Below are 22,001 nucleotides of genomic sequence, written 5' to 3'. Positions count from 1 at the left end.
GATCACCTGGGGTGTCCGTAGGGTTGGGGGGTGAGTGGGGATGCTGCGCGGAGCAGCGCCGAGGAGCCCTGGCCGGTTCGGGTCGTCTCGCAGAAGGTCGGGGCGTGGATCGCCAAGCTGGGCTGGGTGTGGGTGGACGGGCAGGTGGCACAGATCAGCCGCCGTCCCGGGGCCACCACCGTCTTCCTGACCCTGCGTGACCCCTCCGCCGACCTGAGCCTGACCGTCACCACCAACCGGGACGTGCTCGACGCCGGCGCGCCGGAGCTGCGCGAGGGCGCCCGGGTGGTGCTGCACGCCAAGCCGGAGTTCTACGCCGCCCGGGGCACGTTGAGCCTGCGCGCCGACGAGATCCGGCAGGTGGGTCTCGGTGAGCTGCTGGCCCGGTTGGAGAAGCTCAAGAAGCTGCTCGCCGCCGAAGGGCTGTTCGACCGGGCCCGCAAGCGCCGGTTGCCGTTCCTTCCCGGCCGGATCGGGCTCATCACCGGCCGCGCGTCCGCCGCCGAGCGGGACGTGCTGACCAACGCGCGGCGGCGCTGGCCGGCCGTGGAGTTCCGGACGGTGAACGTGGCCGTGCAGGGCCCGTCCGCCGTGCCGCAGATCGTGGACGCGCTCAAGGTCCTGGACGCGGACCCGACCATCGACGTGATCATCATCGCCCGGGGTGGTGGCGGCATCGAGGACCTGTTGCCCTTCTCCGACGAGGCGCTGTGCCGGGCCGTGTTCGGCTGCCGTACGCCGGTGGTCAGCGCGATCGGCCACGAGACGGACGCGCCGCTGATCGACTACGTCGCCGACCTGCGAGCCTCCACCCCGACCGACGCGGCCAAGCGGGTGGTCCCCGACCTCACCGAAGAGGTACGCCTCATCGGCCAGGCCCGGCACCGGCTCCAGCGGGCGGTGCGCAACCTGGTCGACCGGGAGTCCCACCGCCTCGACAGCCTGCGGTCCCGGCCGGTGCTGGCCCGGCCCCAGGTGATGGTGGAGCACCGCGCCACCGAGTTGGCCGCGCTGCGCCAGCGCGCCGGCCGCTGCCTGGACCACCGGCTGGCGGCCGCCGACGACGACCTGCGGCACACCCTCGCCCGACTACGCGCCCTCTCCCCCGCCGCCACCCTGGACCGGGGGTACGCGATCGTGCAACGCGCCGACGGGCACGTCGTCCGGGCGGCGACCGAGGTCGGCAAGGGCGACCCGATACGGGTACGCCTCGCCGAGGGCGAGCTGGCCGCGACGGTCGACGGGGACGTGGCGGCGCGGTGACACCGACCGGGGTGTGCTGAGATGGACGCGATGACTGACGACACGAAGGCCGGGCCGGACGAGCGGCTCAGCTACGAGCAGGCCCGCGCCGAACTGGCCTCGGTGGTCGAGCGGCTGGAGGCCGGCGGCACGTCCCTGGAGGAGTCGCTGGCGCTGTGGGAGCGCGGCGAGGCGCTGGCGGTGATCTGCCAGCGCTGGCTGGACGGTGCCCGGGCGCGGATCGACGCCGCCCGCCAGGAACCGTCCGCCTGACCGTCGGGTGGGATGGCCGAAGCCACCCCACCCGACAACGGTCAGTTGAACAGGCTGTACAGCTCGGCGGGCGCCTCGACGACCTGGTCCGCCGGCGGCTTCTGGGCCGGCGTGGCGGTGCCGTAGTCGGAGTACGTCATCTTGATCTCCTGGGCCGTGGTCTGCCCGGACGCCGGGAGTTGCAGGACCAGCTCGCTCAGCCGGCCCTGCGGGTCGACCTTCGCGGTGAACGGCACCGTCTTGGCCTGGGTGCCCAGCGCGGCGATCGTGGCGGCGTTCAGCGAGCCCGCCTCGGCGGCCTTGGTGATGTCGATGGTGCCGGCGTACGTGCCGGTGCCGGTGCTGCGGACCTCGGTGATGCCCTGGGTCAGCACGGCGCTGCCGGCCGGGTCGACCTTGTCGAAGTCGAAGCCCAGGTTCTTGTTGCCCTTGATGCGGGCCTGGTCGAGGTGCTGGTACTTACCGAGGTTGAGCTGCTTGATGGCGGGCAGGCTGTTGGCGGTCGGCCCGGACAGTTCCAGCTTCACCCAGCTGTCCGGCTTGGCGTGGATCACGTCGAGCTTCATGGCCAGGTCGGAGGAGGGACCGCCGATGGCGAACTTCAGCGCGGCACTCTGACTCGGCTGGTGCACGAGCCCTTCGGCCGTGGACCCGGCACCGGAGAGGGTGAACCGGAAGTTGCCGTCGCTGATCGCCTTGGTGGAGTCGAGCAGGGCCTGCTTGGCGTCGCCGGACACCGGCGCGCCGCCGGACTGGCTCGGCGCACCGGACGCGCTCACCGTCGGGGACGCGGTCGACCCGGCGGTACCGGTCGTGCCAGCGGCGCAGGCGGCCAGAGCGGGCGTGAACAGGGCGGCGGCTACCAGGCCGGCACCCAGTCGTCGAACAGTCATACGTGTCTCCCAAGGGGGTCACCCGACGACCTGGTCGGCGCCGGAAACCGGGCGACGCGGCAGCCCTTCGGCCACGTCGCACGATCCGGGCCGAGCGGCACGCCCGGATCGCTGTCCTCTTGTTCCCTGTCGAGGCGTCGGACAATCACCCTTGTTGTCCGGTTGTTCGCGAACAACCGGTGCCGAACGGAACGGGCCGGGGTGACCCGTGGTCACCCCGGCCCGTCGTGCGGCTTACTTGAACATCTCGTACGTCTCGGCCGAGGCCTCGACGACCTTGTCCGCCGGCGGCTTCTGCGCGCCGGTGCCGGCGCCGTAGCCCGCGTACCCGATCTTGATGTCGTGCGCGGCGGTCTCGCCGGCGGCCGGCACCGAGATGACCAGCTCGGTGAGGCGGCCCTGCGGGTCCAGCTTGGCGGTGAAGGGCAGCGCCTTGGCCTGGGCGCCCAGCGCCTTGACCACGTCCTCGTCGAGGGCGACCGACTCGGCGGAGGCGCTGATGTCGATCTTGCCGGCGTACGCGCCCTCGCCGGTCTTCTGCACCTCGGTCACGCCCTTGACCAGGGTCTCGCTGTCGACCGGGTCGAGCGACTCCGGGTCGAGCTGGAGGTCCTTGATCTCCTTGGCCTTGGTCTTGTCGAGGTGCTGGTACTTACCCTTGTTCTTCGCCAGCTCGGGAACCATGGCGGCCATGGCGCCGCCGATCTCCATCCGCACCCAGCTCTCCGAGTCGATGTAGATGAGGTCCATCTCCATCGACACGTCCTGGGAGTCGTCGCCCATCTTCATGGTCATCTGCGCGCTGTTGCTGGGCTTGTGCACCAGGCCACCGCCGGTCAGGTCGGCGCCCGCGATGGTGAAGGTGAAATCGCCCTTGGCGATCTCCTTCGTGGAGGCGAGCAGCGCCTCCTTCGGGTCGGCCGGTACGGCCGGAGCCGACGCGCTGGGGGCGGCGGCCGGCTCGGCGGCGTCGGACTTGCACGCGGCCAGGCCGGGGACGAGCAGGGTGGCGGCGAGGAAGCCGAAGCTCCACCGTCGAATATTCACTGAGTTCTCACTTCACCGAGGTGGACATGGTCCGGCCGCAGCGTGCGGGCCGGACCGAGCCGAGGGAGCGTACCGGATAGGTCCGCTTATCGACTGTGGACTCCTCAGCGCAGCGAGCCGGTCAGCTCCCGCAGCTCGTTGTCGCGCGCGTCACCGATCACGAGCACCGTACGGGTCGGCTCCAGCAGGACCAGCGCCTGCTGGTTCCCCCGGGCCGTGTACTGCTGCCAGGTACGGCCGCCCAGCTCGGTCGGGCCCTGTGGTTGACCCTGGTCGGTCAGCTCGGCCGGGAGCAGCCGTTCAGCCGGAACGCTGCTCTGCACGAGCTGCACACCCCTGCCCTCCGGGGTGAGATAGCCGATCCGCAGAGTCGCGCCGCCCTCGACGCTCTGGTAGCGGGCGCTGACCGTACGCCAGCCCGAGCCGAGCCCCTGCGGCTCGCTCACCGGGAACGTGTTCGCGGACCGCGCCTGCTCGATGGCCGGGGCCGGATCGACGGTGGTGGCCTGGTCCCCACCCAGGAAACCCCGGTAGAACGCCAGCAGCAGCGCGATCGGGATGAGCAGCACCAGCAGTGAGATCGCCATGTCCTTGGGCGACCGCTCGGACTTGCCTGCCGTCGCTGCCGCCCGGGGAGGCGACGGCCGCGCCGCCGGCCTCTCCTCGACGGGGGCCGGCTCGGCCCCCGGGGTCGCCGCACCGGCGACAAGGGCCGGCTCGCCGGCAGTCGATGCCGTCGGATCGTCCGGGCGCGTCGCGGCGGGCCCGGCGCCGGGGGCGGCGTCCGGCAGGTCGGCCGGCGGCTGGCCGTCGGGCGGCGTGCGATCGGCGGGTACGCGGTCAGCAGGCTGTGCGGGTTCCACCCTGCCATCTTCGCAGCAGCCCGACCGGCGGTATCCGGCCCATCACCGCCCCGCGCCGGCGCCCGGTCGGCCATCGTGTGAGGATCAGCGACAAAGCCGGCAGCGGTGCCGCTCCGCCGCCGGCCGTCCCCGCACCGTCGCGAGGAGGAGCAGCCGTCATGACGAACACCAGGACGCGGATCCCACAGGATCTCGACCGTAACCTGGCCCTCGACCTGGTCCGGGTCACCGAGGCCGCGGCGATGGCCGCCGGCCGCTGGGTCGGCCGGGGTGACAAGGAGGGCGGCGACGGCGCCGCCGTCGACGCCATGCGCAAACTGATCAACTCGATCCAGATGCGTGGCGTCGTGGTGATCGGCGAGGGCGAGAAGGACAACGCCCCGATGCTCTTCAACGGCGAACACGTCGGCGACGGCACCGGCCCGGAGGTGGACGTCGCGGTAGACCCGGTCGACGGCACCACCCTGATGAGCAAGGGCATGCCGAACGCCCTCGCGGTGCTCGCCGTCTCGGAGCGGGGCGCGATGTTCGACCCCAGCGCGGTCTTCTACATGGAGAAGCTCGCGGTTGGCCCCGCGTACGCCGAGGTGATCGACATCAACGCGGGGGTGACCGAGAACCTGCGCCGGATCGCCAAGATCAAGGGCACCGACGTCTCCGAGGTGACGGTCTGCGTACTGGACCGCAGCCGCCACGACGACCTGGTGAGCCAGATCCGCCGGACCGGCGCGGGCATCAGGTTCATCTCCGACGGCGACATCGCCGGTTCCATCCTGGCGGCCCGCGGCGAGTCCGACGTCGACGTGCTCATGGGCATCGGCGGCACCCCGGAGGGCATCATCTCGGCCTGCGCGCTCAAGTGCATGGGCGGGGCGATGCAGGCCAAGCTCTGGCCACGCGACGCCGCGGAACGGGAGAAGGCTCTCGCCGCCGGACACGACCTGGACCGGGTGCTCGGCACCGACGACCTGGTAACCGGGGACAACTGCTTCTTCGTGGCGACCGGGGTCACCTCGGGTGACCTGCTGCGCGGGGTGCGCTACCGGTCCGGCGGGGCGTACACCCAGTCGATCGTCATGCGCTCGAAGAGCGGCACGATCCGGGTCATCGACTCCTACCACCGGTTGGAGAAGCTGGCGCTCTACTCCGCGGTCGACTTCGACGGTCGCCCGCTCGCCGAGCAGGAGTGATCGCCACCGGCACCGCGACACCGCAGGCTCTCTCCGCGACCCGCCGGTTCATCGGCGTCGCACTGGCATCGGTCTCCGGGGTCGCGGTGGCGGCGCAGTCTCGGATCAACGGCGAGCTGGGCGTACGCCTGGCCGACGGTTTCGCCGCCGCGGTGGTCTCGTTCGGGCTGGGCCTGGTGGTGCTGCTGGTGCTGGTGCCGGCCACCCCCGGCGGGCGGCGGGGGCTGCTCGCCGTACGGCGTGCCCTCCGGGCCGGAGCGCTGCGCCCGTGGCAGTGCCTCGGCGGGATGTGCGGCGCGTTCCTGGTGGCCACGCAGGGGCTCACCATCGGCTCGCTGGGGGTGGCGGTCTTCACCGTGGCGGTGGTCGCCGGCCAGTCCGGCAGCAGCCTCGCGGTCGATCGTGCCGGTATCGGTCCGACCGGTCGGCAGCCGGTCACCCGACAGCGCCTGGCCGGCGCGGTGCTCACGGTGCTCGCGGTCGTCCTGGCGGTCGGTGACCGTCTCGGCGATCCGGGTGCCCTAGGGCTCGCCCTGCTGCCCCTGCTGGCCGGGGTGGGCATCGCCTGGCAGCAGGCGGTCAACGGCCAGGTCCGGGGGGCGGCCGACAGCGCGCTGACGGCCACGCTCGTGAACTTCGCCGTCGGCACGACCACCCTGCTGATCGCGTTCGCGATCGACATCGCCGTACGCGGCTGGCCGACCGGTCACGCGCCGAGTGAGCCCTGGCTCTACCTGGGCGGTCCGATCGGCATCGTGTTCATCGCGATCGCCGCAGCGATCGTGCGCTTCACCGGTGTGCTCCTGCTCGGCCTGGCCACCATCGCCGGCCAGATCGTGGGGGCGGTCCTGCTGGATCTGGTGCTGCCGACGGCGGCCTCGCACCCCAGCGTGAACAGCCTGCTGGGGGCCGCACTGACGCTGGTAGCCGTGCTGATAGCCGCCCTGGCGCCTCCCGCCGCCCGGCCGCCCGCGCGCAGCACCCAATCATGATCGTTGGTTGCTCAGCGGTACGAAACGCCGCGCGGAGAACCGCTGAGCAGCCAACCATCCGCCAGCCCGCCTGATCCACTCGGGTTCGCGGAAACCGCGCTGTCCTACCGCCTCCGACGCCCCGGTTCCAAGAAACCCGAGTCGATCAACGTGGGCGACCAGGGCTCTCGCTGTCGTATCGACTCAGACCTGACTGGGTCTGCCCTTGACGGTAGGCAACAACGCGTGGTATTCGACAACCAACGCTAGACGTTGCGTCCCCGACGAGATGCCCGGCCCGGATGCGCTGTTCATTCGCTTCGTCGGATGGACCCGGCGCACGCCGTTCACCTGAATGATCTATCCCAAGCGCCCGGATGCTCGCGCGCGGCACGCTTCACCCGCCAGCGCTGTCAATGCGTCCGGCGCAGCCCAGGTGTCAGTGCAGCGGCACTCGCGGCGGCAGAGGTTGGTACGGCGGGTAGGGCGGAGTGTCCCGCCGGTTCTCTTCGCGGGTGGGGTCGGCCAGCCGGGCGAGCCGGACGGCCAGCAGCAGACCCGGCACGGTGGCCAGCAGGGCCAGCACGACGGCCATCCAGGTCGGCTCGGGAGCGCCGTTCAGCCAGCCGGCCAGCGGCAGTCCGGCCAGGAGCACCGTGAGCAGGAGGTCGCCCACGGCCAACCCGACCCAACGGCCCGGCGCGCTGCCGAGCCACGCAACGAGGAGCAGGCCCCCCACCGCCAGCGCGCCCAGCGGAACCACGACGAACAGCGCGGTGAACAAGGTGCTCGTCTCGTCGGCCCAGGACCAGGCGGCCTCCAGCAGGAGTCCACCGAGGACGATCGCGAGAGCCCCGGCGACCCCCCACCAGCGACTGCCGCCGCCACGTCGGATCGCCAGGTGACCCGCGACCACGGCGACCGCGCACCCGAGGAACAACACGAGCGCGATGGCGAGCCACACATCGACCTCACGTTGCACCCGTCCGCCGTCGTACAGCCTGGGCAGTTCGGGCGCGGGGTCCGCGGACCGGACACCGAGAAAGCCGTCGCGCCGCCATGCGCCGTCCGACAGACGGCGTGCGAATCCGTCCCGACCGTTGGCGACCAGCACCTCGTGACCACCCCCGGCGTGCGGGTAGACGACCAGTTCGCGGGATGAGAAGTGTCGACCGAAGTCGCCGGGGTCCGGGTACCGGCGGGCCAACTCGTCGCGCCGGGCGTCCGACACCTCCCAGGCCACCTGCCAGGTCACACCCGCGTCGTCGCTCTGCTCCACCCGCAGGTGCCCGGTGACGACCCGGTAGCAGCGTCGGGGGTCGTCCGGCGCACACGCCCGCTGGCGTGGGGACTCCAGGGCGTCCAGCCGGGTCTCCTCGTCGTCGGTGGACTCCCGCCAGGTGGTCGCGCCGTCCTCGCTGAGCCGCCAACGGCCCTCGGACGGCTTGTCCGGCATGTACGGATCCTGGAAGCCCGAGCCGACCGAGATCGCCGGGCGGCCGTCGAGCGTCGTGGTGCCGAGCGCGTACGGGTAGTCAGCCGCGCTGGTGGCGGCCACCGCCAACACCGCCGGCGGCAGCACGACCAGCAGCCGCACCAACCGGGCCGTCCGGTGCCGCACCGGCCGCCTCCGGGCCCGCGTCCAGCTCCACCACGCCAGGCCGAGCGCCGGCAGCGTGAACAGGTCGGTCCGGTCGGCCCGGACCAGTGAGGGCACCGCCAGCGCGGTCCATGCCGAGGAGGCCAGCTCAGCGGCGTACCCACTGGATTTGACGACCGCGAACCCGACGCCCACCGTGACCAGGCCGACCGGCGCGGCCCTGTGGGCCGGCAGCCGCGGCACCAGCAGCGTGAGCAGCACCGCGACCAGCGGCGGAGCGAGCACCAGGCCCGCGACGTCGCTCAGCTTGCCGGTCACCAGGCCCGGATACGCCGCCTTGAACAGATGGTCGTTGACGACCAGCACGACAAGCGCGAGCAAAGTGGTCGGGTGGCAGAGCCACGCCAGCGTCGTCGGTGCGCCATCACGTACTTCCCCGGTCCCCGTCATCCCCTCAGGGTCCGGTCGACCCGTCTCGATCCGGACACGGACCGGTCAGTGTCCGATACCGACGGTCAGCCCGCGTCCGACGAGTGCCCGGGGAACAGGTGCGCGCTCGGGTCGATGGCGACCGCCGCGTTGTTGACCGCCGTGGCGGCCTCACCGAAGCCGGTGGCGATCAGGCGCACCTTGCCCGGGTACTCGGTGATGTCGCCGGCCGCGAAGACCCTCGGCAGGTTCGTCGCCATCGCGCTGTCCACCACGATGTGCCGGCGGTCGAGGCGGAGCCCCCATTCGGCGAGAGGGCCCAGGTCGGCGGTGAAGCCGAGGGCGGCGACCACCGTGTCCACCGGCAGGGTCTCGGTCGCGCCGCCGCGCACGGTCACCTCGGCGCCGGTCACCGTGGCGTCCCCGATCAGGCGGGTGACCTCGGCGTTGACGACCACCCGCACCGGCAGGGACAAGACGCGGGCGACCGTCGAGGCGTGCGCCCGGAACTTCTCCCGTCGGTGCACGAGGGTCACCGAGCGGGCCAGCGGTTGCAGGGCCAGCGCCCAGTCGAAGGCGGAGTCTCCCCCGCCGACGATCAGCACGTTCCGGTCGGTCAACTCGGCCGGGTCGGTCACGAAGTAGACGATGCCGGCGCCGGGGGCGCCGTCGGCGCAGGGCAGCGGCCGTGGGCTGAAGCTGCCGAGCCCGCCGGTGACCACGACCGCGCCGCAGCCGAGTTGCTCGCCACCGGCCAGGCCGAGCACCGGACGGTCACCGGTGTACGACAGCTTCTCGGCCCGCGTGCCGAGCAGGTACCGCGGAGCGAAGGGCGCCGCCTGGGCGACCAGGTTGGCGACCAGGTCACGACCCTTGACGGCGGGAAAACCGGCCACGTCGAGGATCAGCTTCTCCGGGTACATGGCGGTGACCTGGCCGCCCGGCTCCGGAAGCGCGTCGATCACCGCCACGGACAGGCCCCGGAACCCGGCGTAGTACGCGGCGAAGAGACCGGCGGGACCGGCCCCGATCACGGCGACATCGACCTCGCGCATGGCGTACCGTCGCTTTCCGCTCGCGGATCAACGCGTGCTGATCTCGACGGTAGGCGGGGCGCAGCGGTCCGGCAAGCATGTCCCGAAGGCGCGCCGACGAGCGGGTCAGGGCAGGCTGAGGGTGGACCCCGAGTAGTCCGGACCGTCCACCATGGGTCGGCGACGGCGGAACAGGATCGCCGCCACCACGCCGCCGAGCAGCCCGAACAGGTGCCCCTGCCAGGAGATCCGCTCGTCGGTGGGAAGGATGCCGACGAGCTGCCAGCCGTAGAGCAGGCCGACGAGCAGGAAGACGGCGAAGTTCCACCAACTGCGCTCGACGATGCCGCGGGTGAGCAGGATGCCCAGGTAGCCGAAGATGACCCCGCTCGCGCCGACCACCACCGAGTTGGGCGAGCCGGTGAACCAGACCCCGAGGCCGGAGACCAGGATGATGATCAGGGTCGACCACAGGAACCGGCGCGCGCCGGCGGCCAGCACGAAGGTGCCCAGCAGGATCAGCGGGATGCTGTTGCTGTAGAGGTGGTCGAAGCCGTGGTGCAGGAACGGCGAGAAGAAGACCCCGTCGAGGCCGTCGATGCGGTGCGGGATGATGCCGGCGGTCGCGTCCAGGCCGAACGCGAGCCCCTGGTCGATCGCCTCGATGAGGAAAAGGAACGGAACCACCGCGCACATGGCGACGAAGGCCCGGCCGAGCGAGGCGTAGAACGCCTCGGTGCCGAACCGGAACGGGTCGCCGCTTGGCGGGTGCAGGCTCACCCCCCAACTGCTATCAGCAAAAGGGGCCGACCGCCACTCACGTCCCGACTGGGATACGCGCGACGGCGGGGCGGGTGGTCGTCCACCCGCCCCGCCGTCGTACGTCGTCAGTAGTGGCCGTTGTTCTGGAAGTAGGTCCAGGCGCCACAGGGCGTCTTGTACTTGCCCTTGATGTAGCCCAGGCCCCAGATGATCTGGGTGGCCGGGTTCGTCCGCCAGTCGTCCGCGACCGAGCCCATCTTGCTGCCGGGCAACGACTGCGGAATGCCGTACGCACCGGAGGAGCCGTTGCTGGCCTTGTGGTTCCAGCCGCTCTCCTTGGTCCAGAGCTTCTCCAGACAGGGGAACTCGGCGATGCCGAAGCCCTTCTCGAGCATCAGCGCGCAGCCGATCTTGCGGTTGCCGCTGTACTCGGCGCAGGACGCCGGGATCGGCCCGTCGTACGGCTTGGCCGCCTTCTCCTCGGCCTCCCGCTCGCGCTTGCGCGACGCCGCGGCGGCCTCGGCCTTGCGGGCCCGCTCGGCGGCCTCCTTGGCCGCCTGGGCCGCCCGCAGCTTCGCCTGGTACTCGGCGGCCCGCTGCCGGGCGAACGCGACCTGGTGGTCGGCCTGGCGCTCGCGCTGGTAGGCGAAGTCGACCCGGTCGACCTCGACGCCCACCTGGGCGGTCAGGCCCTGCTGCTGGGTTTCCCGATCTTCGCCCAGGTAGAAGCCACCGGCGACGCCCACGGAGAGCAACGCCACAGCGGCCGTACGGGCACCCAACCGGCTCCACAGCCGACTCACGAAGTGTTCCCTTCGTCGGGGGCAAGGACACGGCGCGGCACCGGGCCACGTCGGCCCTCGGCCGTGCCGTGAGCGCCCCGACCGGTGAGCCGGTCGCGCCGACGCACCGACCGTCACTGATGCCGCCCTGACCTCGGGCGAACGATCACCGACGATGCCTGTGGTGCGTGGGCGCTCGTGGGACACCATCGCGCACAGTGAGGCACATGGGAAACCGACCGACCGGTTTGTGACCTGCACCACACCTAGAATAGGGACGAAAGGTTACAAAACCCCCATCACTGCGGGATGTCCTCCAGGAGATCCGTCACCATCGCGGCGATCGGCGACCGCTCCGAACGGCTGAGCGTGACGTGGGCGAAGAGAGGATGGCCCTTCAACGCCTCGATCACCGCGGTCACACCGTCGTGGCGGCCGACCCGCAGATTGTCCCGCTGGGCCACGTCGTGGGTGAGCACCACCCGCGACCCCTGCCCGATCCGGGACAGCACGGTGAGCAGCACCCCGCGCTCCAACGACTGCGCCTCGTCCACGATCACGAAGGCGTCGTGCAGGCTGCGACCCCGGATGTGGGTCAGCGGCAGCACCTCCAGGATGCCCCGCGAGGTGACCTCCTCCAGCACGTTCTCGTGCACGACCGCGCCGAGCGTGTCGAAGACCGCCTGCGCCCAGGGCGACATCTTCTCCGACTCCGACCCGGGCAGATAGCCCAGCTCCTGACCGCCGACGGCGTACAGCGGGCGGAAGACGATCACCTTCTTGTGCCGGCGACGCTCCATCACCGCCTCCAGCCCGGCGCAGAGAGCCAGCGCCGACTTGCCGGTGCCGGCCCGGCCACCCAGCGAGACGATCCCGATCGTCTCGTCGAGCAGCAGGTCGAGGGCGACGCGCTGCTCGGCCGAGCGACCGTGCAGGCCGAACGCCTCCCGGTCGCCCCGGACCAACCGGACGGACTTGTCCGGCAGGACCCGTCCGAGCGCGGAGCCGCGCGTCGAGTGCAGCACCAGGCCGGTGTGGCAGGACAGGCCCGCGGCCTCGTCGAGGTCGAGCGTCTCGCCGGCGTACAACGCGGAGATCTGCTCCTCACCCAGCTCCAGTTCGGACATGCCCGTCCAGGTGGGGTCGCCGGCCTGGCCGTGGCGGTACTCGTCGGCGCGCAGACCCACCGAGGCGGCCTTCACCCGCAGCGGCATGTCCTTGCTGACCAGCGTGACGTCCCGCCCCTCGGCGGCGAGGTTGAGCGCCACCGACAGGATCCGGGCATCGTTGCTCTCGGTGCGGAACCCGGGCGGCAGCACGCCGTCGTCGGTGTGGTTCAGCTCCACCCGCAGCGTCCCGCCGGCATCGTTGGCGGGCACCGGTCGGTCGAGGCGGCCGTGCAGGATGCGCAGTTCGTCGAGCATCCGCAGCGACTGCCGGGCGAACCAGCCCAGCTCCGGATGGTGCCGCTTGCCCTCCAACTCGGTGATGACCACCAGTGGCAGCACCACCTCGTGCTCGGCGAAGCGGTGGAACGCCGCCGGGTCGGACAGCAGCACCGAGGTGTCCAGAACGAAGGCCTGCCCCGCTGGTCGGGGCTCCTTGTTCGCGGCCGGCGCGGCGTCCGCCGCACGGCGGCTCCGGGTGGCACGGCGGGTCGTGGCAGTCGCGGCCGGGGTCTGGTCGGCACCGGCGGTGGTACGGCGAGTCGTCACAGGCCTGCTCCGACGGATGGGCACCCGGCCACCCGTTTTCCGCCTCGTCCGGTACCCGGAGGGGTCGGATGCGGAACCCCGTGCGCGAGGTCGCAGATCCGGGTGGACCGGCTGGCTCGGGAGAACCCCGCGCCATGCCTAGACGCTAGCGGCGGCGGACCGTCCCGGCTAGGGGCGATCGTGGATCTCCGGAGACGGCCGTGTGAACAGCCCCGAACGGATGAGCCGGCCGGGATGCATGCCCCCTGCGCGCATCCCGGCCGGCGGGGCCACCGTCACCGGTCTGACGTGACCCCGACGGTGCGTGTCCGCCGCGGACGACGCACCGCGCTTCCGCGCGCCGGTCGGCGGGACGCTCTCGGCGACCCGCCGGCCGGCTCAGCCGGTTCGTCGAACGAGCGTGCCGGTCGGGTGCCGCCCGGTGATCGGGGCGGCCGGCGCGGTGAACGACGAGCCGGTGTAGGTGGTGCCGGGGCGGGCCGCCGCGTCGGGGCGGACGACCGTGCCGGCGGAGCGGACGGCTGCAGGCGAGGAGACCGACAGCGCGGAGGCGATCGCCGCCTGGGCGTCGCGCCGACGGCGGTTCCAGGCGCCCCGATCGCCGTCGAAGTAGCCCTGGCGGTAGCCGAAGCGGTAGCCGATCCGGTAGCTGAGCTGCCCGTGCAGGCGGCCGGCGGCGTAGCTGGTGGCGCCGAGCACGAGGACGAGGAAGACCACGAGGAACGGGCTCATCGGGCGGCCCCCGTCCGGCCCGGACGCCGGTTCATCGCTCCTCCGGCTCGACGGTGGTGGGATCGGCGGTGGGGTCCGCGACCAGCAGCCGGTCCAGGTCGTCGGTGCTGACCTCCTCGACCAGCTCGACGGTGATCCGGCAGCCGTCGAGCACGATCTCGGCGACCGAGGACCGGCGGATCTCCCCGCCGGCGTCGTAGACCCGGACGCTCAACTCGGGGCAGCCGAGATGGGTACGCCAGGCGTTCCACTCGGTGCGGTCGCCGACGCTCAGCGACAGGTATCGGCAGCCTCGGGCGAGGTAGAGGCGCCACGGGGCACTCAGCCCCGCTGCCACTCCCTCGGCGATCAGCCCGAAGGCCTGGGCTCGGGTGGCGAGCTCGGTCACCACACCCCCTCGGCACCGGGAGCGTGACGCATGTGAGCACCAGTCGTCTCATGCACGTGACACACCGTAGATTGTCCCATGAGCGTGACAGTATCAGCTTTTCGTCCCCTTACATTCGCCACGACGGGCATCTATTCTGCCCGGGTGACACCCCTCCAAAGCGGTGCTGGATCGTTTACCCCGAATCCGAGCGTTCCGTCACGTCTGCGTGACAGCAGCGTGCCTGGGCAAACACCTGCGGACGGCTGGTCGTACCGTCACGGGGTGACCGAGACGGCCAACGCGCGAAAAATCGCCTTCGCCACCTTCGTTCGGCGCGCCCTCGACGAGGCGCGGGCCACCCGCGCCTGGAGCGGCACCGAGGTGTCACGGCGTACCGGCGTCTCCCGGCAGACCATCAACCGGTGGGTCCGTGGCGACTGGGCCAGCGACCCCGAGGCCGAACGCGTCGTCGCCTTCTGCGAGGGCCTGGGCCTGAACCCCGCCGCCGCCTTCGCCGCGCTCGGCTGGGACCGCACCGCGAGCGGCCCGCGCGCCGGCCAGCCGGCCCCGCCGATGGACCCGGACGTGGAGGCCCTGCTGCGCCGCCTGGTCGACCCCAACGTGTCGGACGCGGAGAAGTTCCACATCCGCGAAACCATTAGATACCTCGCATACCGCCCAACGTTGCCGGTCGATGTCCGAAAAAGAGGCAATCAAGCCGGGTAGTTCCTCAAATGGCGAAAGAACGCCTGGTCAGGTTCATTCGTTTCGCTCCGGGGCAGGAACGGGCACGCTAGCGTCCCTATTCGTACTGCTTGGGCTCGTCATCGGCGGGGGGACGGGACAAGGCCGAACCTAGCCCTGCGGGACAGAAGGAGGGGTCTGTCCATGACCCTGAAGTGGTGGGGAGTCGTGGTCGCCACGGTGTCGATGACACTGTGGGCGACCGGCAACGTGGTGACCCTCGCGGTCAACGGCGGGCAGCTGCCGCTGCTCGTCAACCTTCTCGCGCTCACCAGCGCCGGCACGGCGGTCGTCCTGGCCGTCGTCGCGGAACTGCACGAGCGGCTCAACGACCGGATCAGCGCGCTCACCGAGTTCCTGGTGGCACGCCTCAACGAGATCGAGACCCACACCGGCGATCGCAACACCGGCTTCGTGGAGGGCTACCTGCTCAGCCACGGACAGGAGGCGGCGGTGGTGCCGTTCGGACGCCGTGGACGAGGGGCCGCCGAACGCTGACCGACCGCCGCCGGGTGGGTCCGCTCGGCCAGGAATGAGCCCCCAACGCCGGGGTACGCTGACGCGCGTGCCGCCGTTGAATCTGGGCAACCACCAGCCGAGGACCCCGTTGAACGCCGACCAGGCATGGCAGATAACCGCCGGCCGGGCCGGCGGGACCGTGCTCTTCTTCGACTTCGACGGCACACTCGCGCCCGTCGACGACGATCCGACGGCGGTCCGTCCCGCGCCCAACGCGCTCGCCGCGATCGAGGCGCTGGCCCCGGTGGTGCAGCGGATCGCGATCGTCTCCGCGCGGCCCGTCGAGTTCCTCCGCGACCGCCTCGGCGAGCTCAGCGGCGTGGACCTCTACGGCCTCTACGGCCTGGAGCACAGCCACTCCGGTGGCGACACCGTCACCGAGCCCACCGCGCTGCCCTGGGTGCCCACCATGGCCGAGCTGGCCGACCTGGCCCGGGAGGAACTGCCACCCGGCGCCCTCGTCGAGTACAAGCGGCTCTCCGTCGCGCTGCACTGGCGTACGGCCCCCCAGCTCGGTCCGACGGTGCAGCAGTGGGGTCAGGCGCAGGCCGACCGCCTCGGGCTGCGGGTGCAGGCCGGTCGGATGGTGCTGGAGCTCAAGCCACCGGTCGACCGGGACAAGGGGATGGTGATCGGCGAGGTGGTCCGGGGCGCCACCGGCGCCTGGTACTTCGGCGACGACGTCTCCGACATCAAGGCGTTCGCGGCGCTACGCGCCCGCGCCGAGTCGGACCCGGAGTTCTTCGGTGTCTGCGTGGCCGTCGCCAACCCGGAGACCGGCCAGGAGGTGGCCGACGCCGCCGACCTGACCATCGAGTCACCGGCCGCGCTGGGCGACTTCCTGACCCGGGCCCTGAGCCAGCTTCCCTGAGACCGTCAGGCGCCGTATCGGCGCTGGCGGGTGGCGTACGAGCGCAGTGCCCGCAGGAAGTCGATGTGCCGGAAGTCCGGCCAGTTCAGCTCGCAGAAGTAGAACTCCGAGTGCGCGGACTGCCACAGCATGAACCCGGACAGTCGCTGCTCCCCACTCGTGCGGATGACCAGGTCGGGGTCGGGCTGACCACGGGTGTAGAGGTGCTCGGCGATGTGCTCGACGTCCAGCACCTCGGCCAGCTCCTCGATGGTGCCGCCGGATGCCGCGTGCTCCAGCAGCAGTGAGCGCACGGCGTCGGTGATCTCCCGCCGACCGCCGTACCCGACCGCGATGTTGACCTCCGCGCCGCCGCTGCGGTCCCGGGTACGCTCCTCGGCGCCCTTGAGCGCGGCGGCGGTCTGGGCCGGCAACAGGTCCAGCGCGCCGACGATGCGCAGCCGCCAGGGATTGCCCTCCTCCGCCAGCTCCACCACCAGGTCCTCGATGATCTGCAGCAGTGGGTCCAGCTCGCTGGCGGGGCGGCGCAGGTTGTCGGTGGCGAGCAGATAGAGCGTGACGTGCCCGATACCGGCCTGGTCACACCACCCGAGAACGTGCTTGATCTTCGCCGCGCCGACGCGGTGGCCGTCGTTCGGGTCGACGTAGCCCATCTCCCGGGCCCACCGGCGATTGCCGTCGCACATGACCCCGACGTGTCGGGGCACCGGCTTGCCCGCGAGCTTCGCCGTGAGCCGGCGCTCGTAGACGGAGTAGATAAGGTTCCGCAGCGTCATCACCTAGCAGCGTAGCGACCCGCCCGCCGGATCACCCCTTCGGAGGGCGATCCCCGCCGGACAGTTCGATGCCGATCATGCCCAGCGTACGGGCCGTGAGCCGCCCGTCGCCGAGCCCCAACTCGACCACGTCGTCGAACACACGGTCGTCCCGGCGGGCCGCCCGGACCGCCGCGTCGACCACCCGCCGCCGCCGCGCCAACCAGGCGGCCACCGAACTGTGGCGCAGATGGGTGCCGAGGCGACGACGCAGACCCACCGTGTAGTGGCGGGCCGCCGCCTCCGGCTCACGCGCCGCAGCGGCCCCCGCCAACGCCCCGGAGAGCAGGGCGTAGAAGATCCCCTCCCCGGTGAACGGATTGATCAACGACAGCGCGTCGCCGGCCAGCAGGGTGCGGTCCCGACCCGGCGTCGGCCGGTGCGTGGACAGCGGCAGGTGGTGGGCACGCAGCGCGGTCACCGTCGACAGGTCGGTGCCGGGCAGCAGCGCGACCAACCGGTCCAGCAGGTACGCCCGGCTCAACGGCTCGCCACGCAGCACCTCCCCGTACCCGACGTTCGCCCGCCCGTCGCCGATCGGGAACGACCAGGCGTACGCCGGCCAGCGCGCCTTGGAGGTGACGATGAGCTGCTCGGGTGGGCCGGGCAGCGCGGGCGCGTACCCACGGATGGCCAGCGCGAGGTGCCGGTCCGGGTTGACGGGATGGCCGAGGGCCCGGCGCACCACCGACCCGGCGCCGTCCGCGCCCACAACCACCCGGCCGGACAGCTCCCCGTCGAGCACCACCCGGTCCCCACGCGGCTGTACGCGGCGGACGCTGTGCCGACGCAACTGCGCCCCGGCGGCCACCGCCGCGGCCACGAGTCGCGCGTCGAAGACCTCCCGGGGCACGGTGTACGCCGGCCGGGGCAGCGCCCGAGCCACTGCCTGGCCGCCCGGCGCGACCATCCGCAGCGCGGGCAGCGGGGCGTACCCGGCCACCGCCCCGGTCACCCCCAGTTCGGTGAGGACGTCCACCGAGTGGGCGGCGATGCCGTCTCCACACGCCTTGTCCCGGGGGAAGTCGGCACGGTCCAGCAGCAGCACGCTGGCACCCGCCCGGCAGGCCGTCAGGGCGGCAGCCGCTCCGGCCGGCCCGGCACCCACCACCACCACGTCGAACTCGTCGCTCACCGCGCGCCTCCCTCCGACCGGGGCGGCACGGTTGGTATCCGTCCCGCCCGGCGATCACCTGGGCCGTCGGCGCCGGCCATGGTGACCGACGTCACCCGCCATCCTGCCCCCTGGCCGCCCGCCCGGCCCGCTCCCGGCGGCGCGCCCGGTCCGACGTCGTCGAAGTCCGGCCCACACCGTCGATCATGGTGTTGTGGTGGTTAACAAAAGCCGCAGAGCACCGCACATCAGGCACCACAAGTCCATGATCGGCGCGGTGGGTGGGGGCGGTTCAGGCGGGGACGGCGGCGTCCGCGTCGGGGGTGCGGGCCGCACGGCGTAGGCCGTAGAGGGCCAGGCCCGCGGCCGCTAGCAGCGGGGCGCCGTCGCGGACCAGGCCGTCCAGGCCCAGCAGCCACCAGCACAGCGGCAGGTCCACCACGAGTACGCCGAGCGTGACGACGACCAGCAGGCCACGAGCCCAGTCCTTGCCGCGCATCAGGAACGCGGTGCAGAACAGCACGGCGTAGCTGGCCGCGATGCCGGCGCCGAACCAGAACAGCACGGCCGGTACGGCGGAGAGACGGTCGTCCAGGATCGCGCCCCCGGCCACCAGTGCCGGCACCAGCATCAGCGGGCTGTAGGTGAACGCCGCCACGCGGCTGGTCAACAACCACGCGCTCGCCTGCGGCCGGCGCGGCGGCGTCTCCCGCCACGAGATGCCGGCCCTGTCGATGACCAGCCGGGGCCGGTGCCGGACGAGATGCCCGGCGAGCGCCGACGAGCGGTAGAGCAGCCAGACCACCGCCACGCAGAGCGCGGTGAGCACGGCGAAGCCGAGCAGGCCCGGCAGCGGCGGCACTCCCTGCCGGGGCACGATCAGCCGGCCGACGGCGAAGATCGTGGTGACCGCAAGGATCAGCCCGAACGGGCGGGCCACCGTCCGGCCCCGGCGCACGTGCCCGATCAGCAGCAGGAAGCCGAACGAGCGCAGCATGGCCCAGCCGGTGCGTACGGCCAGGCCGAAGCCCTGCTCCGGGGCGTACCACCAATTGAGCAGCTCGACCACGACGGTGGCCGCCGCGGTCGTCGCGAGCAGGAGGGTGAGCGCCCGGACGGCGGACGGCCGCCGGACCTCGGTCTCGGCGGCCGTCCTCATGGGATCCGTTGTTGCCCGCGGCGGGCGAGGTTCACACCTACCGCTGGGGCTGCGCCGCGTCCAGTCGGGCGCGCAGCGCGTCCAACTCGGCCCAGAGCACGCCCGGCAGCTTGTCACCGAACTTCTCGAACCACTCGGTAATCATCGGCAGCTCGTTGCGCCACTCGTCCGGGTCGACCTTCAGCGCGATCCGGACGTCCTCCGGGGTCATGTCCAGTCCCTCGACGTCGAGCGCGTCCTGCGCCGGGACCATGCCCACCGGGGTCTCGACCGCGTCGGCCGTGCCCTCGATGCGCTCGACGATCCACTTGAGCACCCGGGAGTTCTCGCCGAAGCCCGGCCACAGGAACGAGCCGTCCGGGTCCTTGCGGAACCAGTTGACGTAGTAGATCTTCGGCAGCTTGGCCTCGTCGCCGTCGGCGCCCTTGCCCATCTCGATCCAGTGCCGGAAGTAGTCGCCCGCGTGGTAGCCGATGAACGGCAGCATCGCCATCGGGTCGCGGCGGACCACGCCGACCGCGCCGGACGCGGCGGCGGTCGTCTCGGACGAGAGCGTCGCGCCCATGTAGACGCCGTGCACCCAGTCGCGGGCCTCGGTCACCAGCGGGATGGTGTCCTTGCGGCGACCGCCGAAGAGGATCGCGTCGATCGGGACCCCGTTCGGGTCGAAGTACTCGTCGGCGAGGATCGGGCACTGCGTGATCGGGGTGCAGAACCGGCTGTTCGCGTGCGAGGAGAGGCTGTCGCTCTCCGGCGTCCAGTCGTTGCCCTTCCAGTCGATGAGGTGCGCCGGAGGCTCGCCCATGCCCTCCCACCAGATGTCACCGTCGTCGGTGAGGCCCACGTTGGTGAAGATCGAGTTGCCCCGGTCCAGCGTGCGCATGGCGTTGGCGTTGGTCTTCCAGTCGGTGCCGGGCGCGACGCCGAAGAGGCCGTACTCCGGGTTGACCGCGTAGAGCCGGCCGTCGGGACCGAACCGCATCCAGGCGATGTCGTCGCCGATGGTCTCGACCTTCCAGCCCGGGATGGTCGGCTCCACCATCGCCAGGTTGGTCTTTCCGCAGGCCGACGGGAAGGCGCCGGCGATGTGGTGCACCTTGCCCTCGGGCGAGGTGATCTTGAGGATGAGCATGTGCTCGGCGAGCCAACCCTCGTCCCGGCCCATCACGCTGGCGATACGCAGCGAGTAGCACTTCTTGCCGAGCAGGGAGTTGCCGCCGTACCCGGAGCCGTACGACCAGATCTCGCGGGTCTCCGGGAAGTGCGAGATGTACTTGGTCTCGTTGCAGGGCCACGCCACGTCCTGCTGACCCGGGGCGAGCGGTGCGCCGATCGAGTGCAGCGCGTGCACGAAGTCCGCGTCGTCGCCCATCGCCTCAAGGATCGAGGCGCCCATTCGGGTCATGATGCGCATCGAGGCCACCACGTACGGGCTGTCGGTGATCTCGACGCCGAACATGGGGCTCTCGGCCTCGACCGGGCCCATCACGAACGGAATGACGTACATCGTCCGACCGCGCATCGCTCCGCGGTACAGCTCGGTCATCGTCCGCTTCATCTCGGCCGGCGCCATCCAGTTGTTGGTGGGGCCGGCGTCCGCCTCGTCGACAGAGCAGATGAAGGTGCGCTCCTCGACCCGTGCGACGTCGGACGGGTCGGTGCGCGCGTAGAACGAGTTCGGCTTCTTCTCCGGGTTCAACCGGATGAGGGTGCCGGCCTCGACCAGCTCATCGGTGAGGCGACGCCACTCCTCGTCGGACCCGTCCACCCAGACGACCCGGTCGGGGGTGGTCAGTTCCGCGACCTCACGGACCCAGGCAAGCAGTTTCGGATGGGACGTCGGGGCCTGATCGATACCCCGCACTACAGCCGGAGCAACCATGACACATCTCCTTGTGGTCGACGCTGACCGATCTATGGGATGCACGAGTCTCAGCGACGTGATGCGCCGCCTTCGTGGAAACCTGGGATTGGCCTCAGCGTAAACCGGGCAGCCTTCCGAGTCAGTGGGACTGGTTGTGAAGAACTGCACAAGCTACGGCCACGCTGCGGCATCACGATCTGATACCCGCTTTCCTGCGCAGTTTCACGCAAATCTTGTTGTGCACCCCGGTCGACGCGCGTTCCGGTCGGGCCGTCAACCCACCCTGCCGACCGGTTGGCGGATTCCCGTTCCGAGGCGCATCAGTCCTCCCGCCTGGTTACGCTGCGTTCAACAGCGGCACACCGGGTGAAAGGGTCGCCATCGGCGACGATGTCCCCCTCGCCGTTGCTCCCCCGCCGATACCTCGACAGCCGGTAGGCTCGCCCCGTGGCCGCCACGATGACCGGGGAGCAACCGGGCCCCCGGCAGACCCGACCGGGTCTGGTCCGCGCACTTCTCGACCGTTTCGGTCACCTCGTGCGCGAGATGAGCAAGTTCGCCACCGTCGGCGGGATCGCCTTCCTCATCGACTTCGCGCTCTTCAACTACCTGACGACCGCGCGCGGCATGGAACAGGTGACGGCCAAGACCATCTCGACCGTGATCGCCGCGACCTTCGCCTTCCTGGGCAACCGCTTCTGGACCTGGCGACACCGCCAACGCAGCAACCCCGCGCGGGAGTACGCGCTGTTCTTCTTCTTCAACGCTGTCGGTCTCGGGATCGCGGTGTGCTGCCTCGCGATCAGCCGGTACGGGCTCGGCAGCGTCTGGCCGGCGGTGTTCCAGACGCAGCTCGCCGACAACATCGCCAGCTTCGTCGTGGGTACCGGCCTCGGGACGCTGTTCCGATTCTGGTCCTACCGGCGGTTCGTCTTCGTCGAAGCGGGAACTCCGGTCGTTCCGCAGGTGGAGCCCGACCGGGATCACGGGGCGTGACCTGCCGCCCACCTCG

The 22,001-nt window shown here is 71.3% G+C and carries 22 protein-coding genes and 1 pseudogene; 9 read left to right on the top strand and 14 right to left on the bottom strand.

Annotated elements, in window-relative coordinates:
* Positions 1–30: 30 nt before the first annotated feature.
* Positions 31–1,263, top strand: a complete 1,233-nt coding sequence (gene xseA, locus ACTFTM_RS05530) for an exodeoxyribonuclease VII large subunit (RefSeq protein ID WP_449564772.1) — start codon at positions 31–33, stop codon at positions 1,261–1,263.
* Positions 1,264–1,293: 30 nt separating this feature from the next.
* Positions 1,294–1,515, top strand: a complete 222-nt coding sequence (locus tag ACTFTM_RS05525) for an exodeoxyribonuclease VII small subunit (protein ID WP_355048864.1) — start codon at positions 1,294–1,296, stop codon at positions 1,513–1,515.
* A 41-nt stretch (positions 1,516–1,556) separates the two neighbouring features.
* Here ACTFTM_RS05525 and ACTFTM_RS05520 read toward each other — a convergent pair whose 3' ends face one another.
* From ACTFTM_RS05520 to ACTFTM_RS05510, 3 genes are all read right to left on the bottom strand, one after another.
* Positions 1,557–2,408 (bottom strand): hypothetical protein, encoded by an 852-nt coding sequence (locus ACTFTM_RS05520; RefSeq protein WP_449564771.1) that lies wholly within the window; start codon positions 2,406–2,408, stop codon positions 1,557–1,559.
* A gap of 234 nt (positions 2,409–2,642) precedes the next feature.
* On the bottom strand, positions 2,643–3,455 hold the full coding sequence (locus tag ACTFTM_RS05515) for a hypothetical protein (RefSeq protein ID WP_449564770.1): 813 nt from the start codon (positions 3,453–3,455) through the stop codon (positions 2,643–2,645).
* A 104-nt stretch (positions 3,456–3,559) separates the two neighbouring features.
* Entirely contained in the window at positions 3,560–4,318 is a 759-nt protein-coding gene (locus tag ACTFTM_RS05510; RefSeq protein WP_449564769.1) for a DUF4245 family protein, read from the bottom strand.
* Between the two features lie 158 nt (positions 4,319–4,476).
* On the opposite strand from ACTFTM_RS05510, the gene glpX reads away from it, so the two are divergent.
* Positions 4,477–5,508, top strand: coding sequence for a class II fructose-bisphosphatase (gene glpX, locus ACTFTM_RS05505; RefSeq protein WP_449564768.1), 1,032 nt, complete (start codon positions 4,477–4,479; stop codon positions 5,506–5,508).
* The gene (locus ACTFTM_RS05500) at positions 5,505–6,500 is read left to right on the top strand and encodes a DMT family transporter (RefSeq protein WP_449564767.1); all 996 of its coding nucleotides are present in this window, start codon (positions 5,505–5,507) and stop codon (positions 6,498–6,500) included. Before glpX ends, ACTFTM_RS05500 begins: the two co-directional genes overlap by 4 nt.
* A gap of 418 nt (positions 6,501–6,918) precedes the next feature.
* Here ACTFTM_RS05500 and ACTFTM_RS05495 read toward each other — a convergent pair whose 3' ends face one another.
* The 7 genes from ACTFTM_RS05495 to ACTFTM_RS05465 all read right to left on the bottom strand — a co-directional run bounded on the left by ACTFTM_RS05495 (position 6,919) and on the right by ACTFTM_RS05465 (position 13,921).
* Positions 6,919–8,529 carry a hypothetical protein gene (locus ACTFTM_RS05495; protein WP_449564766.1) on the bottom strand — a complete coding sequence of 537 codons (1,611 nt, stop codon included), beginning with the start codon at positions 8,527–8,529 and terminating at the stop codon, positions 6,919–6,921.
* 65 nt (positions 8,530–8,594) lie between these two features.
* Positions 8,595–9,563, bottom strand: coding sequence for an NAD(P)/FAD-dependent oxidoreductase (locus tag ACTFTM_RS05490; protein WP_449564765.1), 969 nt, complete (start codon positions 9,561–9,563; stop codon positions 8,595–8,597).
* A 105-nt stretch (positions 9,564–9,668) separates the two neighbouring features.
* Positions 9,669–10,322 carry a rhomboid family intramembrane serine protease gene (locus ACTFTM_RS05485; protein WP_449564764.1) on the bottom strand — a complete coding sequence of 218 codons (654 nt, stop codon included), beginning with the start codon at positions 10,320–10,322 and terminating at the stop codon, positions 9,669–9,671.
* Positions 10,323–10,429: 107 nt separating this feature from the next.
* Entirely contained in the window at positions 10,430–11,107 is a 678-nt protein-coding gene (locus ACTFTM_RS05480; RefSeq protein WP_449564763.1) for an aggregation-promoting factor C-terminal-like domain-containing protein, read from the bottom strand.
* A 278-nt stretch (positions 11,108–11,385) separates the two neighbouring features.
* Positions 11,386–12,801, bottom strand: a complete 1,416-nt coding sequence (locus tag ACTFTM_RS05475) for a PhoH family protein (RefSeq protein WP_449564762.1) — start codon at positions 12,799–12,801, stop codon at positions 11,386–11,388.
* 378 nt (positions 12,802–13,179) lie between these two features.
* Positions 13,180–13,533, bottom strand: a complete 354-nt coding sequence (locus ACTFTM_RS05470; protein ID WP_449564761.1) for a hypothetical protein — start codon at positions 13,531–13,533, stop codon at positions 13,180–13,182.
* 31 nt (positions 13,534–13,564) lie between these two features.
* Positions 13,565–13,921 carry a hypothetical protein gene (locus ACTFTM_RS05465; protein WP_449564760.1) on the bottom strand — a complete coding sequence of 119 codons (357 nt, stop codon included), beginning with the start codon at positions 13,919–13,921 and terminating at the stop codon, positions 13,565–13,567.
* A 264-nt stretch (positions 13,922–14,185) separates the two neighbouring features.
* Here ACTFTM_RS05465 and ACTFTM_RS05460 point away from each other — a divergent pair, with 264 nt between their 5' ends.
* The 3 genes from ACTFTM_RS05460 to otsB all read left to right on the top strand — a co-directional run bounded on the left by ACTFTM_RS05460 (position 14,186) and on the right by otsB (position 16,037).
* A complete protein-coding gene (locus ACTFTM_RS05460; RefSeq protein ID WP_355239439.1) occupies positions 14,186–14,629 on the top strand; it encodes an XRE family transcriptional regulator in 444 nt (147 codons plus the stop codon).
* Between the two features lie 162 nt (positions 14,630–14,791).
* On the top strand, positions 14,792–15,145 hold the full coding sequence (locus ACTFTM_RS05455; protein WP_421474537.1) for a hypothetical protein: 354 nt from the start codon (positions 14,792–14,794) through the stop codon (positions 15,143–15,145).
* 67 nt (positions 15,146–15,212) lie between these two features.
* A complete protein-coding gene (gene otsB / locus ACTFTM_RS05450; protein ID WP_449564759.1) occupies positions 15,213–16,037 on the top strand; it encodes a trehalose-phosphatase in 825 nt (274 codons plus the stop codon).
* A 5-nt stretch (positions 16,038–16,042) separates the two neighbouring features.
* Here the strand turns inward: otsB and ACTFTM_RS05445 are convergent, their stop codons facing one another.
* The 4 genes from ACTFTM_RS05445 to ACTFTM_RS05430 form a co-directional block, all read right to left on the bottom strand.
* The gene (locus ACTFTM_RS05445) at positions 16,043–16,813 is read right to left on the bottom strand and encodes an isoprenyl transferase (protein ID WP_363678495.1); all 771 of its coding nucleotides are present in this window, start codon (positions 16,811–16,813) and stop codon (positions 16,043–16,045) included.
* Between the two features lie 31 nt (positions 16,814–16,844).
* Positions 16,845–17,987 (bottom strand): NAD(P)/FAD-dependent oxidoreductase, encoded by a 1,143-nt coding sequence (locus tag ACTFTM_RS05440; protein WP_449564758.1) that lies wholly within the window; start codon positions 17,985–17,987, stop codon positions 16,845–16,847.
* 271 nt (positions 17,988–18,258) lie between these two features.
* On the bottom strand, positions 18,259–19,125 hold the full coding sequence (locus tag ACTFTM_RS05435) for a hypothetical protein (protein WP_449564757.1): 867 nt from the start codon (positions 19,123–19,125) through the stop codon (positions 18,259–18,261).
* Positions 19,126–19,162: 37 nt separating this feature from the next.
* Positions 19,163–21,007: a phosphoenolpyruvate carboxykinase (GTP) gene (locus tag ACTFTM_RS05430; protein ID WP_449564756.1), complete on the bottom strand. Its 1,845-nt coding sequence runs from the start codon at positions 21,005–21,007 to the stop codon at positions 19,163–19,165.
* A 136-nt stretch (positions 21,008–21,143) separates the two neighbouring features.
* Between ACTFTM_RS05430 and ACTFTM_RS05425 the strand changes: the two are divergent.
* A pseudogene (locus tag ACTFTM_RS05425) lies at positions 21,144–21,243 on the top strand (GtrA family protein); the annotation flags it as partial.
* 205 nt (positions 21,244–21,448) lie between these two features.
* Complete coding sequence (locus ACTFTM_RS05420) at positions 21,449–21,985, top strand: GtrA family protein (RefSeq protein ID WP_449566550.1); 537 nt, start codon at positions 21,449–21,451, stop codon at positions 21,983–21,985.
* Positions 21,986–22,001 lie beyond the last annotated feature (16 nt).

This window comes from Micromonospora sp. RB23 (genome assembly GCF_053585025.1).
This window is presented reverse-complemented; position numbering and strand designations above follow the sequence as displayed.

Coding starts and splice junctions, on each gene's coding strand:
- ACTFTM_RS05495 (WP_449564766.1), bottom strand. CDS start 8,529: ATGACGGGGACCGGGGAAGTACGTGATGGCGCACCGACGACGCTGGCG.
- glpX (WP_449564768.1), top strand. CDS start 4,477: ATGACGAACACCAGGACGCGGATCCCACAGGATCTCGACCGTAACCTG.
- ACTFTM_RS05445 (WP_363678495.1), bottom strand. CDS start 16,813: ATGACGCTGCGGAACCTTATCTACTCCGTCTACGAGCGCCGGCTCACG.
- ACTFTM_RS05490 (WP_449564765.1), bottom strand. CDS start 9,563: ATGCGCGAGGTCGATGTCGCCGTGATCGGGGCCGGTCCCGCCGGTCTC.
- ACTFTM_RS05430 (WP_449564756.1), bottom strand. CDS start 21,007: ATGGTTGCTCCGGCTGTAGTGCGGGGTATCGATCAGGCCCCGACGTCC.
- ACTFTM_RS05470 (WP_449564761.1), bottom strand. CDS start 13,533: ATGAGCCCGTTCCTCGTGGTCTTCCTCGTCCTCGTGCTCGGCGCCACC.
- ACTFTM_RS05525 (WP_355048864.1), top strand. CDS start 1,294: ATGACTGACGACACGAAGGCCGGGCCGGACGAGCGGCTCAGCTACGAG.
- ACTFTM_RS05520 (WP_449564771.1), bottom strand. CDS start 2,408: ATGACTGTTCGACGACTGGGTGCCGGCCTGGTAGCCGCCGCCCTGTTC.
- ACTFTM_RS05455 (WP_421474537.1), top strand. CDS start 14,792: ATGACCCTGAAGTGGTGGGGAGTCGTGGTCGCCACGGTGTCGATGACA.
- ACTFTM_RS05420 (WP_449566550.1), top strand. CDS start 21,449: ATGACCGGGGAGCAACCGGGCCCCCGGCAGACCCGACCGGGTCTGGTC.
- ACTFTM_RS05435 (WP_449564757.1), bottom strand. CDS start 19,125: ATGAGGACGGCCGCCGAGACCGAGGTCCGGCGGCCGTCCGCCGTCCGG.